General features: G+C 65.8%; 19 protein-coding genes and 1 tRNA gene. 3 read left to right on the plus strand and 17 right to left on the minus strand.

Translation table 11 applies throughout. The features are described 5' to 3' along the window. Positions 1-24: 24 nt before the first annotated feature. Positions 25-1,638, minus strand: coding sequence for a methionine--tRNA ligase (metG, locus tag B5F33_RS08760; RefSeq protein WP_087411431.1), 1,614 nt, complete (start codon positions 1,636-1,638; stop codon positions 25-27). A gap of 227 nt (positions 1,639-1,865) precedes the next feature. Between metG and B5F33_RS08765 the strand changes: the two genes are divergently transcribed. The 3 genes from B5F33_RS08765 (at position 1,866) to rsmI (ending at position 4,090) form a co-directional block, all read left to right on the plus strand. Beyond that, a tRNA-Phe gene (locus tag B5F33_RS08765) sits at positions 1,866-1,941 on the plus strand. A 77-nt stretch (positions 1,942-2,018) separates the two neighbouring features. Beyond that, positions 2,019-3,083, plus strand: coding sequence for a cellulase family glycosylhydrolase (locus B5F33_RS08770; protein WP_087411432.1), 1,065 nt, complete (start codon positions 2,019-2,021; stop codon positions 3,081-3,083). Positions 3,084-3,094: 11 nt separating this feature from the next. Further along, positions 3,095-4,090, plus strand: a complete 996-nt coding sequence (gene rsmI, locus B5F33_RS08775; RefSeq protein ID WP_087411433.1) for a 16S rRNA (cytidine(1402)-2'-O)-methyltransferase — start codon at positions 3,095-3,097, stop codon at positions 4,088-4,090. A 125-nt stretch (positions 4,091-4,215) separates the two neighbouring features. On the opposite strand, the gene B5F33_RS08780 is transcribed toward rsmI, so the two are convergent. The 16 genes from B5F33_RS08780 to B5F33_RS08855 all read right to left on the minus strand — a co-directional run bounded on the left by B5F33_RS08780 (position 4,216) and on the right by B5F33_RS08855 (position 18,189). Continuing rightward, complete coding sequence (locus tag B5F33_RS08780; RefSeq protein ID WP_087411434.1) at positions 4,216-4,647, minus strand: hypothetical protein; 432 nt, start codon at positions 4,645-4,647, stop codon at positions 4,216-4,218. Beyond that, the gene (locus B5F33_RS08785; RefSeq protein WP_087411435.1) at positions 4,644-5,132 is read right to left on the minus strand and encodes a hypothetical protein; all 489 of its coding nucleotides are present in this window, start codon (positions 5,130-5,132) and stop codon (positions 4,644-4,646) included. The genes B5F33_RS08780 and B5F33_RS08785 overlap by 4 nt, the downstream gene beginning before the upstream one ends. A gap of 5 nt (positions 5,133-5,137) precedes the next feature. Continuing rightward, entirely contained in the window at positions 5,138-7,180 is a 2,043-nt protein-coding gene (locus B5F33_RS08790; RefSeq protein ID WP_087411436.1) for a hypothetical protein, read from the minus strand. Continuing rightward, positions 7,152-7,670 (minus strand): TadE/TadG family type IV pilus assembly protein, encoded by a 519-nt coding sequence (locus B5F33_RS08795; protein WP_087411437.1) that lies wholly within the window; start codon positions 7,668-7,670, stop codon positions 7,152-7,154. The genes B5F33_RS08790 and B5F33_RS08795 overlap by 29 nt, the downstream gene beginning before the upstream one ends. Then, a complete protein-coding gene (locus tag B5F33_RS08800; RefSeq protein ID WP_087411438.1) occupies positions 7,627-7,875 on the minus strand; it encodes a hypothetical protein in 249 nt (82 codons plus the stop codon). The genes B5F33_RS08795 and B5F33_RS08800 overlap by 44 nt, the downstream gene beginning before the upstream one ends. Before the next feature lie 111 nt (positions 7,876-7,986). Beyond that, the gene (locus B5F33_RS08805) at positions 7,987-8,550 is read right to left on the minus strand and encodes a hypothetical protein (protein ID WP_087411439.1); all 564 of its coding nucleotides are present in this window, start codon (positions 8,548-8,550) and stop codon (positions 7,987-7,989) included. An 18-nt stretch (positions 8,551-8,568) separates the two neighbouring features. Further along, positions 8,569-8,748, minus strand: a complete 180-nt coding sequence (locus B5F33_RS08810; RefSeq protein WP_087411465.1) for a class III signal peptide-containing protein — start codon at positions 8,746-8,748, stop codon at positions 8,569-8,571. Positions 8,749-8,834: 86 nt separating this feature from the next. Continuing rightward, entirely contained in the window at positions 8,835-9,515 is a 681-nt protein-coding gene (locus B5F33_RS08815; protein ID WP_239285000.1) for a type II secretion system F family protein, read from the minus strand. Next, positions 9,515-10,303 (minus strand): type II secretion system F family protein, encoded by a 789-nt coding sequence (locus tag B5F33_RS08820; protein WP_239285002.1) that lies wholly within the window; start codon positions 10,301-10,303, stop codon positions 9,515-9,517. Before B5F33_RS08820 ends, B5F33_RS08815 begins: the two co-directional genes overlap by 1 nt. A 128-nt stretch (positions 10,304-10,431) precedes the next feature. Then, a complete protein-coding gene (locus B5F33_RS08825; RefSeq protein ID WP_087411440.1) occupies positions 10,432-11,784 on the minus strand; it encodes a CpaF family protein in 1,353 nt (450 codons plus the stop codon). Continuing rightward, positions 11,781-13,508 (minus strand): hypothetical protein, encoded by a 1,728-nt coding sequence (locus B5F33_RS08830; protein ID WP_087411441.1) that lies wholly within the window; start codon positions 13,506-13,508, stop codon positions 11,781-11,783. The genes B5F33_RS08825 and B5F33_RS08830 overlap by 4 nt, the downstream gene beginning before the upstream one ends. After that, positions 13,505-14,167 carry a Flp pilus assembly protein CpaB gene (gene cpaB / locus B5F33_RS08835; protein ID WP_087411442.1) on the minus strand — a complete coding sequence of 221 codons (663 nt, stop codon included), beginning with the start codon at positions 14,165-14,167 and terminating at the stop codon, positions 13,505-13,507. The genes B5F33_RS08830 and cpaB overlap by 4 nt, the downstream gene beginning before the upstream one ends. 348 nt (positions 14,168-14,515) lie before the next feature. Next, positions 14,516-15,685 (minus strand): ribosome small subunit-dependent GTPase A, encoded by a 1,170-nt coding sequence (rsgA, locus tag B5F33_RS08840; RefSeq protein ID WP_087411443.1) that lies wholly within the window; start codon positions 15,683-15,685, stop codon positions 14,516-14,518. Between the two features lie 168 nt (positions 15,686-15,853). After that, positions 15,854-16,660 carry a Cof-type HAD-IIB family hydrolase gene (locus B5F33_RS08845; RefSeq protein ID WP_158095345.1) on the minus strand — a complete coding sequence of 269 codons (807 nt, stop codon included), beginning with the start codon at positions 16,658-16,660 and terminating at the stop codon, positions 15,854-15,856. Positions 16,661-16,729: 69 nt separating this feature from the next. Then, complete coding sequence (locus B5F33_RS08850; RefSeq protein ID WP_087411445.1) at positions 16,730-17,113, minus strand: hypothetical protein; 384 nt, start codon at positions 17,111-17,113, stop codon at positions 16,730-16,732. Positions 17,114-17,352: 239 nt separating this feature from the next. Beyond that, positions 17,353-18,189, minus strand: coding sequence for a PTS system mannose/fructose/sorbose family transporter subunit IID (locus B5F33_RS08855; protein ID WP_087411446.1), 837 nt, complete (start codon positions 18,187-18,189; stop codon positions 17,353-17,355). Positions 18,190-18,191 lie beyond the last annotated feature (2 nt).

Genomic DNA, 18,191 nt, shown 5'->3' on the forward strand with positions numbered 1-18,191 from the left:
GTCGGGCGCTACGGTAAGCCGCGCCTAGTCGGTCAGGCGCGGGAAGAGGGGCTCCCCCTTCTCCACCGGCTCACCGCCGGCCAGGCCGCCCCACACGCACGCCGCGGCAAGGTCCGCGGTGGGCTCCACGGGAAGCGAGAGACGACGACGAACCTCGGCGGAGATGCTCGGCATGAAGGGGTCGTACAGCTCGGAGGCGATGCGAATGACCTCGAGCAGGCTCCAGATCACAAGCGCCAGCTCGTCGGCCTTCTCGGGATCTTTCGCCAGCGCCCACGGCGCCATATCCTCGATGTAGTGGTTCGCAGCAGACACGATGGAAAGCACCTCGGCCGCCGCTCCGCCGTAATCCATGGTCTCCATGCAGGCGGCATAGCGGTCGAAGATTCCCTCGCAGGCGTCGCGCAGCGGCGAGGGCTCATCGTAGGCTGTAGGACGGGCCGGTGCGCAGCCATCGAAGTACTTCATGCTCATGTTGAGCGTGCGGGAAACGAGGTTGCCCCAGCTGTTGGCAAGGTCGGCGTTGTACACCTGGCGCATGCGTCCCCAGCTGATGGGCGCATCGGTGCCGTGCACCACGTCGCTCATGAAGTAATAGCGGTAGGCGTCCACACCCAAAAGGTCGATGACCTCCTGGGGCGCGATGACGTTGCCGCGGCTCTTGCTCATCTTCTCGACCTTGCCGGTCTCTTCGTTGCGGACGGTGAGGAACCCGTGCGCGAAGACCTTCTCGGGCAGCGGCAGGCCTGCGGCCATGAGCAGCGCCGGCCAGATGACGCAGTGGAAGCGGATGATGTCCTTGCCCACGATGTGGACCTGCGCCGGCCAGCGGCGCTCGTAGTCGGACTCGTCGTCGGAGCCGTAGCCGAGCGCGGTGATGTAGTTCAGCAGCGCGTCCACCCACACGTAGGCCACGTGATCCTCGTCAAAGGGGAACGGCACGCCCCAGTCGAAGGTGGAGCGGCTGATGGAGAGGTCCTTGAGGCCGCCGGACACGAAGGAGACAACCTCGTTTCGGCGCGTTTCGGGCTGGATGAAGTCGGGATGCGCCTCATAGAAATCAAGCAGCGGCTGCTGGAACTCGGAGAGCTTGAAGAACCAGCTCTCCTCCTGGATGCGCTCGAGCGGACGGTCGCAATCGGGGCAGAGCGGATGCTCGGGGTCGACCGGGGATTCGCCCGCAGCCTGACGCTCTTCCTCGTGATGGCGTACCTGGGTCTCGGTGAAATAGGTCTCGTCCGGACGGCAGTACCAACCGTCGTAGGCGCCCTTGTAGATGTAGCCGCGGTCGAGGAGCACCTTGAGGAACTTCTGCACACCGGCGATGTGACGGGGTTGCGTCGTGCGAATGAAGTCGTCGTTGGAGATGTTGAGAGTACGCCACAGGTCGGCGAAGGCCGGCTCCATGGAGTCGCACCAAGCCTGCGGGGAGTCGAACCCGTTCTTCTCGGCAGCCTCGGCCACCTTCTCGCCGTGCTCGTCCATGCCGGTGAGGAACTTGACGTCGTACCCGCACGCGCGGCGGAAGCGCGCCTGCACGTCGGTCATGACGGTGCAGTAGGCGGTGCCCAGGTGGGGCTTCGCGTTCACGTAGTAGATGGGCGTGGTGATGTAATACGAAGGCTTCGTATGCTCCATGTCGTGCAATCCTCTCCCTCATGACGGGCCTTGCGTGCGGTGGGCCTGCGGCCGGCGACGCATATAGAGGACATGATACCGCAGGCGACATGCTGCAGCGAAGTCGGGAGAACGGGGCGAGGCACAGGGGGGGGTAAGACGGCTTACCAAAAAAGTTTCCAATTCCCGCTTGACCCCAGCGAGTGGTTTGGTAAACTAGCCTAGCTGCCGTTCGACGGCCGCCTATTGGTCAGATAGCTCAGTTGGTAGAGCAGAGGACTGAAAATCCTCGTGTCGGGGGTTCGACTCCCTCTCTGACCACCATAGATTGTTAAGAGCGCCCGCCGTCATCAGCAGGCGCTCTTTTTGTTTCGCGATGACTCGCTCAGAAAGGAGCTGACATGGCGGAAAGGATTCGCGGCGTCAACCTGTCTGGATGGTTCATCCCCGAACCCTGGGTCACTCCGTCGCTGTTCGCAGCCACCGGTGCCTCAAACGAGGCCGAGCTGCAGGCGGCGCTTGGTGCGACCACCTACAACGAGCATATTCGTCAGCACTACGAGACCTTCATCACCGAGGCGGACTTCAGCCGCATGTCGGCGATCGGCCTCAACGCGATTCGCCTGCAGATTCCCTGGTATGCCTTTGGCTCGCAGGGAGAGTCCGAGATTTATATCCCCGTAGTGGACTATATCGACCGCGCCTTCGAGTGGTCCGAGAAATACGGCATGGGCGTGCTGCTTGACCTGGCAACCGTGCCGGGTGGCCAGGGAGACTCAAACGACGTCGCCTCGACGCCGCGCTCCACGGCCGATTGGCACTCCTCCGCCAACGGCCGCCACATCGCGCTCAACGTGCTCGAGCGCCTCTCGACGCGCTACGGCACCAGAGACAGCCTCATGGGCATCGAGCTTTTGGACTCCCCCATCATGAGCGTGCGCAAGAACATCTTCACCATGACGGAGGGCATCCCCAGTCACTACCTGCGCAACTTCTACCGCGACGCCTACGAGCTCGTGCGCCTGAACATGCCCGAGGACAAAATGGTAGTGTTCTCGGCCTCCGGGCACCCCTCGGCATGGAAGCACTTCATGCGCGGCTCGCAGTACGTAAACGTCTGCATGGACGTGCATCTGTACCACTATCGCGACGAGAACGCCCAGGACATCACGAGCCCGCGGGGCCTCTCTTCCGCCATCGCCCGCAACCGCCGCCTCATTCACGAGGCGCACCAAGCCGGCTTCCCGGTAATCGTGGGCGAGTGGTCGGGAGCGGCGGTCTTTGCCAACGCCTCGGTGACGCCTGAAGGACGCACCGCCTACGAGCGCGTCTTCATCTCCAACCAGCTGGCGTCGTTTGGCGACGCGCGTGGATGGTTCTTCCAGACCTGGAAGACCGAGCGCCGCATCGCCGCCTGGGACGCCCGCGTCGCCCTCGGCACGCTCGAGCGAGCCATGCTCGACTGACGGGAGCCGTGATGTCTTCCGAGCACCTCGACACCCTCGCCGAACACGACCCGGCAGCGCACCCCGACGCACCTGCGCATGCTGCAGAACGCCGCACCGACGACTGCCGCGTGCGGACGCATGAGCCTGCCGCGGGCGGACTTTCCGTCGTAGGAACCCCCATCGGCAACCTGGGAGACCTCTCCCCGCGCGCTGTCGATGCCCTTGCGGCCGCCGACGCCGTCTGTTGCGAAGACACCCGCGTCACGGGCAAGCTGCTCGCTCACGCCGGCATATCGAAGCCGCTCATACGCTGCGACGAGAACGTCATCGCTGCGCGCACCCCGCACCTGGTGGAGCGCATGGCTGGCGGCGAGCGCCTTGCCTTTGCCTCCGACGCGGGCATGCCCGCGATCTCCGACCCCGGGCAGGTGCTCGTGGACGCCGCCCGCGATGCCGGGGTACCCGTCGAGGTCATCCCCGGACCGTCCGCGTGCGTGACGGCGCTCGTCTCGTCGGGCATCGCCTGCGAGCACTTCTTCTTCGAAGGCTTTCTTCCCCGCAAAGAGGGCGAACGGGCGCGGCGCCTTGCACGCCTCGCCGCCGTTCCGGGCGCGCTCGTGTTCTACGAGTCTCCGCATCGTATCGAGGCGACACTGGCATCGCTTGCGAAGGCTTTCCCCACACGCATGGTCGCCCTCTGCCGCGAGCTCACGAAGCTCCATGAAGAGGTGCTTCGTGCGCCTGCTCCCGATCTGCTCGAACAGGTCCAAGAACGCGGCGAGTTGCGCGGCGAGATGGTCGTGGTGGTAGCCCCGCCCGCCGAGGACGAAATGCAGGCGGCTGTCGTATCGCAGCCCTCCAACGAAGATCCCGAAGAAGCGCTGCGGCGCGACATCGTCTCTGCGCTCGACGCCGGAGAGGCAGCATCGGGGATCGCCAAGCGTCTCTCGCAGCGGTACTCGCGGCGCCGGCGCGACGTATATAACCTTGTCATTGCCCTACAGACCGACAGGGCCGACGCCTGACAACGCCGCCCGTCCAACCATAGACGCCGATTCAACCATAGCCGCCGGCCCAACCGTAGCCGTCGGTCCGACCATATCCGTCCAACCATAGTTGCCGCCCCACCATAGCTGCCCGCTCAACCTTCTCAGACGCGGATATAGAGGCCGCCCCGCGCACCCCGTCCCACCGCGGGGCGTACGGGCGCCCCCGGCTGATCTCGGTGCTGTTGCGGCGTCCACCGCTCCAGCACCGCCGTGGCACCAGGGCAGGAAAGTAACCTTCCTCCGCCAACGCCCTCATGCACCTCGATGAGACCGCCCGACGCGTCGATGAAGACGACGTCGATTCGCCGGCCCATAAGCATCGTGTGCACTGCACGGCAACCCGGAAAGCCCAAGACGAACGGAACGTCCTTGGCCCGAAGCACGGGCGCCCCCATGCCGAGCAGCCGCTGGAAAAACCTATCTGCGACCACAAGCTCGGCGCGCTCCCAGCCCAGCAAGGTCATCGCTCGATAAAAGTCGGCCTGCCTCTTCTCGTCGTACGCCCTATCGTGCGCACAATCTATCTGTCTCATACAATCACCCCCGGTCGCCAGGGATCGACCGTCACCGTCCGCTCATGGGCAAGGACGGCAGGCGCCCCCAGGTTCACTCCCGCTATGCTCAGTCCGCTTGGCCACGGGTGCATGCGCATGGTGCATCGATAGGTATGGAGCGACCCCACAAGTGACAGCAGACTCTCATCCTCGGCTTCGCCGGCCCCCTCCACGGACACCTCGACCTCGACTTCGTAGCCCTCCATGGCATGCTCGAGCTGCGAGGCAACCTCGCCCGCCGACGAGCCGCCGTCCGCACCGACCGATCCTGCAGGCGACACCGCATGCGCCACCACGATATCGGGTGCTACGCGGTCGAAGCGGGCAACCGCAGACGAGAAGAGCATGACGTTGTAGACGATGAGCGCGAGCACGATGAGCACCGGCGTCACGACGGCCATCTCCACGACGGCCTGGGCGCGCTCCTCACCCATGCGACGTAGCAACACCCGAAACTCCTCCATCGCCATCACCCTCCCGTCAGGGGCGCTATTACATCGCGCAACCGCACGGTCAGCGGAAGCGAACCACCGCCCGGCAGGGGAATCTCTGCCAGCGTGATGGTTGCCGACGCGACGTACTCACCCAGCTCGTAGCCGATTGCCCGCGCGATCGCCGCCGGGTCTGTCGTGCCGATCGTCAGGGACCGCAGCAAATCTTGCGCCGCTGATGCTCCCGGCAGCCCAGCGCGGGCAAGCACGTTGCCCGAGTCGGTGAGCACGGGCTTTCGCACGCTCAAATCGACCGGCTCGAACCCAAGCCCACGCACCGCACCTTCGACGCGCTCCCCCAGCCATGAAGCGATCGGCCCCATACCAAAAGTCGAAAGACCGCCCACCAGGTCGTCCATGAGCGACGAAAGACCCGCCGCCAGGTCTCCGTACCCAAGCAGAAGCTCTCCCCACAAGCCCATGACGTCGTCGATGAGCCCCACCGCGCCACCACCTCCCGTGCGGGCCTTCAGCGACGAGAAGAACTGTGAGAGCACGTTGTTCTCGGATGTCGCGGCATCGGGAGCAAGCACCGCGGCGGCAATGGCGCCGCGGCGCCCCAGCTCGGTGCCGGCGGCAAACGAGCTCTCGAGCTCCGCGGGCGACGAGATCTCGCCTGATGACACGAGTGCTAGACATCCCTCGCGACCAGGCGGCGCGATGCGCGGACGCTTCCCCGCGAGCACCGAAAGCGCCTCCTCGAAGGAGTCTCCCGCATCCTCCGCCTGGCCGAGCGCGGCACGCTCCAGCTCGAGCTCCCGATTCCTGCAGTCAACATATTCGTCGAGGGCCTGCGTGAACTCGCGCAGGTGATATTCAAACCCGTTGTCGATGGAGGTCGAGGCGGCTGGCGTCTTGCCCAGGTCGCCCACGCTGAACCGACACACCTCACACTCCCGGGCAGCTCCGGCATCGATGGCCGACAGCGCGATTGCAGGACCTGCGGCGCCGCTTGCCCCGGGACAGGACGATGCGTAATGCAGCGTCAAACCGTCGTCCTCTACACTCGATGGCCAAACCGCCTCTGTGTAGAGCTCCGTGGCGCGCACCTCGTCGGTGTTGCGCGGCAACAAGGGAACCGTCGAGACCACCCGGCCGCCCTCCTCGACGATGGAAGCACGCTCCATCTGCTCGAGCGCAAAGCGGTAGAACGCCCGCCGCGCCGCCGAATCCGCCTGTGCCTCGACGCCCGACCCTTCGGGAGCCTCGTTGTCCAGGCGCCAGCGGTAATACGCGCGAGCGCGGTCGAGCCCTACCGTCGGCTCCCAGGTGATGCTCGAGGCGTAGTCGGGATTCTCGGCCCCCGACAGGCCCGACAGCTGCGCCGCGCGTTCCTGCATATTCCGGCCATCGCGACCGCAGTCGGCAAGCCACGCCGCCTCCTTCGAGCGCGCCGTGTCCTCAGATGCCTCGGCAAGTTCTTGTGCTACCTCGTCGAGCGCCCACGCCTCTTGCTCCAGGCGCTCGGTCGGCACCTGGTCGCCCTCAAGAGCCGGGAACTCCGACGCCGACTCGCGCGGCACGGCGAGCGCCGTTCCGACGAACGAGAGGTTCTCGGTCTCCTGCGCCGTGCAGGTTCGCGTTCCGTTTGCCGCCACCAGATAGGGCAGGGACTCCTCGAGCGTCTTGAGGCCGCGCGAGGCGGAGGTCGCAAACGAGTTGCGCGCGTCGATCATGCGGATACCCGCCTGGACCGTCTCGGCCGCAAGTGCGTTGGCTCCCGGAACGAGCAGGCCGACCAGACCAGCCCCGGTCACACAGAGACCGGCAAGTCCCATGCTCAGCACAGCGGCGTCGACCACGGTCGCCGTCGTGTGATACGACGAGACCACATTTGCGCCGGCAAGTGCCGTGGTATCTGCCACAACCTGCGTGTCTCCCGCGCGCGACATGCTCCACATGGCCGTCGAAGCCGAGAACACAAGCGCGAGCACCACTAAGATGGACACCGCCGCGGCCAAGGTGGTGTAGGCACCGTCCTCGATAAACAGGTCAATCCCATGCCTGAATCCACGTCTCATAGCTCCCCTCCAACCACTCAGGCCTTCCCTCGTAGGACACCTCGACCCGAAGCTCCACATCGCCCTGGGCGTTACGCGTGCCGAAGGCCCCCACAAACGCACCGAGGACGGGAAGCGGCCTTACATATCCCGCGATCGAAACCGACACCTCCCCGCCCGTATCGGAAGCCGGTGAAAGCTCGACCTCCCACGACAGAGGACCGCCGGCATGAAAGATGTCGACGTCGGGCACGGCCGCAAGGCGACGCAGCGCAAAGGCCTTGCACGCCTCAAGCTCGCCCTCCGATGTGACCAACAAACGGGCCGTCTGGGATGCGGCCGACTCCATCACGCCGCGGGTATACAGCAGACACACCGGCTGCAGTGCCACCAGCAACAGGGTCAGAAAGCAGGGAAGCAGCATAGCCGCCTCGACCGTCGCCTGAGCCGCCGCCTCGCGCGCCAGCCTAAAACAGCGCGATGTCGATGGGACCCGTTCCACCCAGCGCATGCGATGCCGCCTCTTCGGCCAGGCGGGCAAAGACGCCGTCCTCGCCTGCGCGCCATAGCAACGCCAGCGCGCTGACCATCGCCATAAGCGCAACAAGCGTGAGCGCGTATTCGACCGTGCCCTGCGCCCGAGCCTCGCGTACAAGCCAACCGATCCGCCCTTTGGCCCTGCGTCCTCCCGCCAACGATGCCAGCGTTTTGGCCATTTCATCGTCCCCTCCTCGCATTCGTCACATGCCCTGCCGGCGGCGCGCTCCTCGACTGCGCGACCAAGCGGGCGGGCACGGGGCGCATTCGCCCCGTGCCTCCGCCTGCAATCAGCCGCCCTCCACCTCAACGGGGCGCAGCCTCACGACCTGAGCCGTCGAGGAGGCCCCGTCCGCGTTCGCCCGCACTACGACCACGTCGACCCATGCGATGTCGCGCATCACCGCTCCCCATACGTTGCCTTTCATGTCGAGGTAGCCGCTTGTTGCAATCCGGGCGTCTGTATGGTCGCGATATGCTTCCACGATGCATGTCGCCTGATGGACGAGCCCCACCTCGTCGCTCCAAGAGACCGCGATGTCGGCAGATTCATCACCATTCGCGGGCACAGGCTCCGAGCTGCCATCGGTGCCCTGCGAGGCACCGTCTGTGCCCTCTTGCAAATCATCCAAAAACGTCCGCTCCGACGATGCCTGGGCGGCGTCAGCCGCAGCCTCGACCCGCTCGGCGAGCTCAAGCACATCCGCATCCGCCAGGCCACCCTCGCCGGTAGCCAACGGAGCCTCAGACGTGGCACCCATCCTGCCAGCAACCTGCCAAGCCAGGAGCGCCGCCGCCAGGCAAGCCACAAACGGCAGCGCCCATAGCAGACGCGTCACGCCACGCCGCGCCATGCGCCGTCCCTTCCTGCGCTAGAGGCTGTTGATGCCTGACGAAATAGCGTCCCAAAGCTCGCTCACCTTGTCGCGAAACGCAATGATGGCTAGGATCGCAATGACTACTAAAACTCCCACCAGGATTGCGTATTCCGTGGTTCCCTGGGCACGCTCTTCACACTTCAATCCCTGCAGCTCGCAGGCGATGCTGCGCACGGCGCGGGATGCGCGCAGGCGCAGCCCTTCCACGCCCCGTGCGACCGTCAGACGACCCGTCGTGTGTTTTCTCATGATGACCTCCCTCACATCATCCCGCTGGCAGCGAGCAGCGGGCCGATTATGGACAGAAGCAACGCCGGCAAGATGAGCGTCCCCGTGGGAATGAGCAGCTTTACCGGGACGCGTTCGATCTCGCGCTCGACGGCCGCCCGGTGTGCCGAGCGCATCTCGCGGCTTTGGCCGGCAAGCGTCTGCGCCAGCGGAGCGCCGAGCTCGATCGCTTGGGCAGACACCGTCGCAAACGATTCCAAGGCGCGAAGCCCCACCTCGGCGGCGACACCTTGGAGGGCGGCCTCACGCGTCGCTAAGCCCACGCGCCATGAGAGCATCGCGCGCGACATGCTTGCCGCCAGCGCGCCGGTCCGTCCGGCGCAATAGAGTTCGAGCGACGCGTCGAACGACAGTCCAGCCGAAAGCCCCAGGCGCACGATGTCGACCATCTCGGACGCCTCGCCCAGCGTCGCCTGCGGTGCATCTCCGGCAAACCGATGACCCAACGCGCCAAGTGCGCGCGAACAGCGCCGGACAGGCGCCGACAGCATGCCTCCTAAGCGCACGACCACCCGCTGTGCGCACTCCATAAGCCAGCGCGCATCGCCGGCCGTCCAGACCGGGGCCACCAGGGCAGCGGCAAAGATCAGCACCGCGATCGCTGCCCAAGGCGCAACCGGCATGAGCCGCGCCACGACCTCCTGCACTCCCACTAGATCCTCACCTCCATGATCTTGCGAATGATCATCCAGGCGCATAGGTTGAGCGCAGCGGCAACTGCCACCGACACCATGCCCGTCACCGTTCCCAGCCCTTGACGAAAGTCGCTCGAAAAGAGCGTGAGCAGCGCAATCATGGCCACGGGCATGAGCGCCACCAGACGGGCGGACATCCGCGCCTGAGAGGTCTTCACGTCCAGACGGCGCGCGAGCTCCATGCGCTCGCCCACGGTGTTCGCAGCGTCTTCGAGCAACCCCTTGAGCGGCGCCCCGGTGCGCTGGGAAACCTTGAGGGCAAGCGACACCAACTCGAGCCCCGGCGCAGGAAGACGACGCAGCATGTCGTCGAGCGCCTCAGACGCCGGGATGCCGCACACCATGGAGCTTGAGACGCGCAGAAACTCCGTACGCACGGGCTCCTCGGCGTGGCTGCCCACAAAACGCATGGCTTGCCCGAGCGAGTGACCGGACCCCAGCGATATCGCCAGTGCCCCGAACGCCTCGGGCATGGCGGCCTCGATGCGCCGGGCATCATCCCGCCGTCGACGCGCCGCCGCGGCGCCGCAGAGCGCGATGGGGGCCGCCGCTCCAACCACAGCGCCCCAAGCCGAGAGCGCCACCACGGCCCCAACAGCACAGCCAGCCCCACAGGCAAGCAGCACGAGCCCCGCGCCTGTTTGGGCGCGCTCGACGGGAAGCAGGTCCTCTGCATACTCCGGCCCTACCACTCGAATCGCCTCGTCCCCGAGCGGCGCGATTCCATGCGATTGCACAAGGTCCACGGGCAGATGGCTCCCAATCGAGCGCGCCCAAAGGGCCAGCGTTTCTGCAAACCCGACACGACCTGCACCGGTACGGCGGGCGCCCTCCACAGCGCCACGCGGCAACATTCCGCCCACGCAAAGACACGTCAACAGGCCGACGGCTGCGGGCATGATGATCTCCACCGCTCCACCTCCTCGCCTGCGAGCATGCCTGACCGCACGGCAGCGTCCACGAACGGCGGCTCGCGTTCCAGCCGCCACCGTCCACGCGTGCTGTCAAACGACACATACCGTTCCAGCTCAACACCCCCGCGCGCCCCGCGGGCAACGCCCGAATAGGAGGACACGAACCGCCGCCCGTCGGCGCGGCGCTCCGACATGACGATTCCGTCGAGCGCCATGGCGATCTGCTCCTCGATGAGCTCCGAAGGCAGGTTGATGCCATAGCGCGCAAGCAACGTCAGGCGCACCACCGTCTCCTCCTCGGTGCCAGCGTGCAGCGTCGTGAGCGACCCGTCGTGGCCCGTGTTCATGGCCTGGAGCATGTCGATGCACTCGGCTCCGCGCACCTCTCCCACCACGATGCGATCGGGACGCATGCGCAGCGCATTCGTGACCAGGTCGCGAATGGTCACCGCGCCCTCTCCCTCGATGGACGCCTCGCGGGCCTCGAGTCGCACGACATGGGGATGCCGCGCGAACTTGAGCTCGGCCGAGTCTTCAATCGTCACGATGCGCTCGCTTGTGGGAATCTCGCAGGACAGCGCGTTGAGCAGCGTCGTCTTGCCCGACCCCGTGCCTCCCGCAACCGCCAGGTCCTGCCGCAGGCGCACCGCCCACGAGAGCAGGCGCGCATACCACCGGGGCAGCGACCCCAACGCCACGAGCTCGGCAAGCGAACTGATGCGGTCGGAGAACTTTCGGATGGTGAGCACCGGCCCGTCGATGGCAACGGGCGGGATGACCGCGTTCACGCGATACCCGCTTGCCAGACGTGCGTTCACGATCGGGCTTCGCTCATCGACGCGACGCCCCAGCGGCGAGATGATGCGGTCGATGAGAATCCTGATCTGCTCCTCGTTCTCGAAGACCTCGCCAAGCGGGTACAGGACGCCCGCGCGTTCGAAAAACGTCGAGGTGCAGCCGTTTACCATGATCTCGCTTACCGAATCGTCTTCCAGCAGGGGCTGAAGCGGCCCAAGGCCGGCCACGTCGTCCAGAACCTCGGCAATGACCTCCTCGCGCTCGGAGGCTGCAAGATGCGCCGCCATCTCCCCCGCGGAGCCGGCGTTGAGCACCGCCTCGACGGCAGGGCGCAGCTCTTCGCGCGACTGCACGACATCCGTGCTCGAAACGATCCTGGCCGCTTCGGCATAGCCGATGCGGTCGAGCATGCCGCGCTTTGCCGCCCGAACAACCTCGCGATGTCCCGACGCGGCTCGCCCCTGGTCGCCAGCCGCCCGGCGTTGCGCGCGCTCCACGCGCTCTCGAACGCTCATCGCTTCTCACCTGCAACCTTGTGCCATGGCAGCCGAAGCCTCTGGTGCCGCTCGGGCACGGCGGAGGCGGCCGGCTGCCCTTGGACCGGACATCCCAGCTCGCGCAACACATCGCATGCAAGCGCCTGCACGCTTTCCGAAAACGCCCCCGGCTTGGCAATGAGCTCGTCCACGCGTCCAAAGGACGCCAGCTCACGCACATCGGCCCCGCCGTCGGCGATACGCGCCCGCGAGCTCAACGCGACTGAGACCTCGAATCGCATGGCGGCATCCTCCCCGCACCCCGGCGCGCCGAATCGATTGAACACGCTCGTCATGCGCGTTCGGGGCACCCCCACACGCCCCGCAAGCTCGATGACGCGCGCAAGCGATGAAGCCGTTGCCACCGAGGTATCCCCCACCAAGAGGCATCGGTCTGCCTGCGACACCGCGGCAGCAACCGGGTCGCTCCAGTGCGTCGAGGTGTCCACGAAGATGACATCGGCCTCCTCGCGCAGCACATCCAGCAGCTCCTCCACCGCGGGGCCCATGACTTCCGCCTGTTCGGGCAACGACACCGGACCCCAGACGGTCAGGTTGGGGCCGATGCGCATCGAAGTCCGAACGATATCCTCTTCGGTGAGCTCGCCCTGCTTGCCGGCTGCGAGCAGCCCCAGATCGTGCAGGCCGTCGGCGCCGAGCATCGTGTATAGGTTGCCGAACATGAGGTCCAAATCCAGCACGGCGGTGCGCAACCCCAGGTGCGAGGCGACGAGCGCCAGCGACGCCACGATCGTGGTGAGGCCGCAGCCGCCGCGCCCCGAAAGGCACGCGATCACAGGAGCTCCCGGTACCGTCCCCTCGCCACGCGCCGAAGCCCTGTCGCATATCGTGGTCCCAGTCCTCGTCGCTTCCGCAGGCCGCGCCAACCCTTCGCCTCGCGCCGGCCCCTCGGTCCTTGCTGGGGCCTCAACTCGCGCCGACTCTTCGGTCCGCGTCGAACCCTCGCCCAAAGCCGACTCCTCAGCCTGGATTCCACGCTCCTCGGACTCCCCAGCCGCCGTCCGCTCATCATGTCCGCCGGGCGCCTCCTCGCAGCGTCGCTCGGCATCGACCTCAGGGCGAGCGACCCCCTCAAAGCGCCCTTCTGCTCCCAGCACCTCCGACGTCTCCGGTGCGCGAGCCGCCGCGCCATCGCTATCCTGCTTCTCCAACACCTCGATATATTCATCCCAGGGAGGCTCGTCCTCGACAGACGCCCACGCCTCGCGCACGACAGCCTCGTCCCCCGACCGGCGGCCGCGCCGCTTCGACGCTGACGTCGCCCCCACCTCGTCGCCGGGACCGGATGCTGCGGCGCGCATCGTCGGCGGCTCCTCATCCATGCAAGCCCACATCGCGCGCCCCGATTCCGGCTCCGCATCCTGCATGACGACCACCTCGGTCGCCCCTGCTTCAAGACAGCGGACGATATTCGAAGGATCGAGCACCTCGATCCCGACGACAACTCGCTTGGCAGCCCCCTCGACAAGGGTTCGCACCACCTGGGACAGCAGGCCCCCGTCAATGCCCCTCAGCCACAACATGACGCCACCGTTCAGGCGCGGCAGAGCGCCCACCATCGCAAGAAGCGAATCGAGGTGGCCGACGCGCAGCAGCTGCGCCGATGGGTCCCTATCCATCACCTCGTGCCGCACGAACTCGTAGTCCTCAAGGGCACAGCAGACAAACCAGACCGACCTCATTGCACGTCACCTCCGTCTTGGACCTCCAAACCTGAGCCTGGAAGCGTAAGGCTGATCGAACCGCGGGCCGTCGCCGCAAGCACCTCCGCCACCCGCTCGGGCTCCAGGGCAAGCGTCACCCAGGTGATATCCGTCCCTTCCGTCCCCGCCATGTGTGCGCTCGTGTCGATTACCTGGGCGTCGCACAGCCGGTCCGCAATGCCGTCCTTCGAGACGTACACATCGACTCGGTCGCCGGGCAGAATTGCCCCGCCCACCGCATGCTCTTCATCTGCGGGCACCGACACCGCGACCATGCCCGACGGCACGTCGAGCGCGTCCGCGTCGCGTTTGAAGTATGCCGAGCAGATCACCGCCCCTTCGGGAATATGGGAGGTCGCCGTCTTGCCCGCGACGTCGCGCACGGAGGTTTCCGCGTCCCGGGGAAGCATGCTTGAAACCCATTCCTCCAGGCTCACGTCGCCCTCCATCAGGGTCTCTCCCGGCTCGATCTCGCGCGTTGCCACGCACACCGAAACCGTATCGCCCCCATAGCGAGCAAGCGTCTCCTCATGGGCACGCTCCGCCTCCGCACGCACGTCCGAGGCATAGAGAAAGGCACATGCTGCAGCGAGTACGCCGCATGCCAGGCTGATGAGTACCCTTGTGCCGCGCTTCATCACCCTGCCCCCTCTCTGGCCTCGTCGATGCCATCTTGCATACGCGGCGTCGACTGAGCCCATTGTCCCGAGGAGCAGATCCGCGCAGGCTCTCATCGCGAAGAAAAACCAAGCGACCTTACAGGAATCTGGTCGCAATCTCACACGGCGCCTCATCGGGCCGGCCCCGTGCCAGGCGTCCACCAACCCGCCCCGCTGTCATACGAACATCAACCATGCAGGTAGCAGGCGGTATCTTTTCGGTATTTCATTGTGAGCATTAGGGTGTCGTTTATTATACGCACCACGATAATGTGCGCTTTGTAGCTCTCATATTCAAGAAGATTTTTTCGCGGGCGCGCAGCCCCGCTAAAGATGTACGTCTGGGTCGAGGCTCTGGGCGCTTACGCGCATCTCCTCGGCGAGTGCCAGAAACGCGTCGAGCCGAACCTGGTCGATCTCGCCCTCCTGAACCGCTTCACGCACGGCGCAGCCAGGCTCGTGCGTATGGGTGCAGTCCGAGAAATAGCAGCCATGTGCCGCACGAACGATCTCAGGGAATGAACGGGCCAGCCCGCGCTCATGCCCCACAAGCGGGAGGCTGCGCAGGCCCGGCGCATCCGCGATGACGCCGGCATCGCCCGGAAGCGCCACCATGACGCGGGCCACCGTCGTATGCCTGCCGGCATCGTCCCGCTCGCGCACGGCGCCCGTCGCCAGCGCATCGTGTCCCAACAAGGCGTTGAGCAGCGTCGACTTCCCCGCGCCCGACTCTCCAAGAATCATGGCGCACGTGCCCGCAGGCACCGCTGCGCGCACCCCGTCCAGACCGATTCCCTCGGCAGAGGACGTCACGATGATGGGCACGCCCTCCCCCACCAAGCGCTCGACGCGGTCCCGCTCTCGCGCAAGTTCCTCGGCGTCGCAGCGGTCCGCCTTCGTGAGCACCACCACCGGAGACGCCCCGCAGTCGCGCGCCAGCACCAGGGAGCGAGCGATACGCCCCAACAGCACCTCGCCGGCACCCAGCGCCTGCACGATCAGAATCGTATCCACGTTTGCGCAAAGCACCTGGCGCTCGCCGCGGTTCTTGCCGCGCCAGCGTTCAAACGCGGTGCGCCGCGGCAACACGCACTCTATGACGCCCATGTCGTGCCCCGGAGCACGGCGAACCGCCACGCGGTCACCCACCGCGGGCAGCACGCCGTCGCCCTTCTCCTTGTTCTGCTTGGCAAACCCCACGGCGTGCTCGGCGCGAAACAGAGCGTCCGCAGTCACCACCAGGGGAAATCCGCGATCCAGGCGGACAACGCAGCCTATCTGCAGCTCGTCAGGCGTCTCGGATGAGGTGCGGTAGGCCTCGAACGCCTCGAGCTGCGCGTCGTCCAGGCGAAAATCGGTAAACGCCGGCACGTCGCTCAGCGCCTCGATGGCGGGAAGCGCGGCCGCACTCGCCGCGCCGGCACCAGATGTCCGCGCGGCGCGATGCCTGCGTCCCCCTGTTTTCGCCCCACCATGTCCGCGCGTCCGCTTGCCCATGCGCCCGCCTTTCTGCTCGACGATCCTTCGCCATGGTACCGCATCGCGCCGCGCAAACGGCCCGGGGCCACGGCGGACGCCGGCCGAGCCGGCCGCAATGCTCTGAGGGAATCACCGATTAAACCATTTCGCGCCCGGTCCCACCGTGCCGGGCGCGAAAACCTTTAATCAGTGTTTCTTAAGCAGCTCTTCGACGGTGCGACCCAGACCGTTCTCGTCGTTCGACCACGCGCACACATGCGCTGCGGCCTTCTTCACCTCGTCGACGGCGTTTGCCACCGCGTAGCTTTCGGGGACGACGCGCAGCATGTCGATATCGTTATGGCCGTCGCCAAACGCAATGGCGTCGGCGGGCGTGATGCCAAAGTGCTCGCACATAACCTGTACGCCCTCGGCCTTGGACACCTCACCGCTCATGATCTCGCAGAGAATCGGAGAGGAGCGCACGGCCACCAGCTCGGGGAACGCATCGGCAACCGTACGCTCGGCCAGCTCAATCTGATCGGGCTCGCCCATCACCAAAAACTTGTGCACGCCGCGGGCGTCGAAGGTCGCATCCATGGGCGCGCGCAGGGCCTTGAGCGTCGTGATGCGCTCCTCGTTTTGGATGCGCGGGTCGGTGTCGTCGTCGCACGCCCAGGTGTGATAGCCGTACTCCGAGCAGCAGACCTGGGGAAGTTCCGCGTCCAGAAACGCCTTGAGACGGCGCGCCACGGCCATGTCGATGGGACGGCTCAGTAGCTCGCGACCCTGCTCATCGAGCACATAGGCCCCGCTGTAGCAAACGAGCGGACCGGTAAAGCCCAGCTCGCGCTGAATGGTCGTAAGGCCCTCGGGCATGCGCGCCGACACCAGCACGAAGGGGATGCCACGCTCCTGCAGCATGCGCACCGCACGGGCAGATTCGGGCACGACACGATGCTCGTGGTCGAGCAGCGTGCCGTCAACATCGGTGAAAACAATCTTGAATGCCATAGTGCTATCCCATCCAATCATGATATCGGCGTGTCCGCAGCAGGCAGCGCACGGACGCCGCCTTCGGGTCTAGTTGTCCTGCGCCTGCGCGGCCTTGGCGTCGTCGGCGGCATGACGCTTCGCCACGTCGCCCTTGCCGCGCGGACGCAGCAGCTCCTTAACGTCGACGCCGGCCGCCTCGAGCATATGCTCCACGTTGCGGCGTCCACGCGATACGCCCACCGTGAGCACGATCGAGGCGGGGATTCCCACCACCAGGCACACCACGCCGGCGATGATGGCGATCATGTTGGAGACGTTCGTGCCCCAAAGCCCCAGCACAAAGCCGATAGCCACCAGCGAGTACGCCAGACGCTTCCACACGTCCAGGCGTGAGATGACATCGGTTTGCATCTTGGCCTCGCGGATGATGTCCTGACGATTCCACTTCGATGTATCGATGGGCTTGAGCATGGCGACAACTCCTCGCACGATGTACAAAACACTTCACGGTGGCGCCGCGAACCCTTTTCGCACGGAAGACTACTTTCACCCGGCGTCGCGGCGCACTGCACGCCGTATGCCTCGTGAACCCCGCTCCAAGCCATGTTCGGAATGAAAAAACGGGCCGCAAGCAATCATGTCTTGCGGCCCGGGCTGTCAAGCGGTGCAGCACCGATGAGGCATCGGGCGCGCTTCTTGAGATGGTACGCCTACGCGGTGGGCGCGGCGATGGTGGCAGCGCCGAAGAAACCAACGGCAGCGCCGACGAATGCAATCACCAGCAGGATGAGCATGGTAACGATCGGGCTGATCTTCTTCTTGGACATGAGCCACCAGCAGAAGATCGTGAAGATCAGGGGCAGCAGCTTGGGGTAGATGCCGTCAAGCGTGCCCTGCAGGGTACCGCCGCCAGGCAGCGTGAGCGCCGTGGAGATGGAGACCCAGGTCGCGGCGACCGCGCCGATGACCATGGTGCCCACCATGACGATGGAGTCACGCAGGGCCGTCGCGTTCGGGCCAACGAGGGCCTCGACTGCAGCGCCGCCCAGGTCATAGCCACGGTAGTAAGCGAAACGCATGCCGAAGTAGGCGAGCAGGTTCCAGACCACGATGTAGAAGATCGGGCCAAGCACCGAGCCACCCTCGGCAAGGCCCATGGCGATGCCGAGCAGGATCGGGATGAGCGTACCGACGATGAGCGAGTCGCCGATGCCGGCGAGCGGGCCCATGAGGCCGGCGCGGATGCCGTTGATGGTCTCGTCGTCGATGGCCTCGCCGTTAGCGCGGGCCTCCTCAAGACCGACCGTGACGCCCACGATCATGGAGCCGATCTGCGGCTCGGTGTTGAAGAACGCGGAGTAGGTCTGGAGGGCCTTGGTCTGGTCCTCCTTCTTGTCATACAGATCCTCGACAATCGGGAGCATGGAGACCAGATAGCCGAACGTCTGCATGTGCTCCTGCGAGAAGCAGGTCAGGTTGCCGTAGTACCAATTGCGGAAGGACTTGGCAAGAGCCTTCTTGGAAACTTTCTTGCTGTACTCAGCCATGA

Source organism: Collinsella sp. An2, from assembly GCF_002160065.1.
Classification (GTDB): domain Bacteria; phylum Actinomycetota; class Coriobacteriia; order Coriobacteriales; family Coriobacteriaceae; genus Limicola.